Source organism: Corallococcus aberystwythensis (assembly GCF_003612165.1).
Lineage (GTDB): Bacteria > Myxococcota > Myxococcia > Myxococcales > Myxococcaceae > Corallococcus > Corallococcus aberystwythensis.
In genome coordinates this window covers 1-876 of sequence record NZ_RAWK01000547.1, presented here as the reverse complement: position 1 = coordinate 876, position 876 = coordinate 1, and the positions used below count along the sequence as shown (strand labels likewise).

The 876-nt window shown below is 64.0% G+C and carries 1 pseudogene; it reads left to right on the top strand.

Annotated elements, in window-relative coordinates:
- Positions 1 to 113: 113 nt before the first annotated feature.
- Positions 114 to 859: pseudogene (locus D7W81_RS44505) on the top strand (IS5 family transposase).
- Positions 860 to 876: the final 17 nt, after the last annotated feature.

Below are 876 nucleotides of genomic sequence, written 5' to 3'. Positions count from 1 at the left end.
CTAGGGGCTGTCCCTGATCTCCGGCCCGAAAATCAACCTGGTGGATCAAACACCCGAGTTGGACCCAACTTCAGAAGGTTGCCAGTCAGCGTCGGACGTGATCAACGCTGGCTGTGCGCCGACATGAACTGAGCGATGCCGAGTGGAGCCGCATTGAGCCCCTGCTGGGCTCTCGCAGCGGCCCACCCTCGAAGCGAGGGGACCGCGACTTCATCAACGCCGTCATCTGGCGTGTGAAGACGGGCGTGCAGTGGCGGGACTTGCCCGAGCGGTTTGGCCATTGGAAGACCGTCTACAACCGTTTCCACCGCTGGGCGCAGGCTGGCAGATGGGAAGCCATCTTCAAGGCCCTGCGGCTTGAAGTGGATGAGCGCGGCTCGCTCGCGGATGCCTCCGTCGTCCGAGCGCACCAGGACGCCTCGGGCGGAAAAGGGGGGTCCGAAGCAATGCTCTGGGGCGTTCTCGAGGAGGTTTTTCAACGAAGGTTCACGCCGTCACAACGACGGGCGGTAAGCCGCTCCACCTCGCGCTGACGCCCGGCCAGCAGCATGAGTCCACGATGGCCGAGGAGCTTCTGGTGCATGCCGAAGGCGAAGCGTTCATCGCGGATACGGGCTACGACGCCGAGCGCATTCGCACCAACGCCCAGAAGCTGGAGATGAAGGCCGTCATTCATCCCCACCCCAGCCGCAAGCAGCCGCCGCCTTTGGACCGCGCCCTCTACCGGCTGCGCTACCGGGTGGAGTGCTTCTTCCACGACCTCAAGCGCTTTCGCGCCGCCGCCACTCGTTACGACAAGACGGCGACCTGCTACCTCGCCGTCTTGCACGTTGCGTCCATGCTTCTCTGGCTGCGTTAATCAGGGACAGCCCCTAG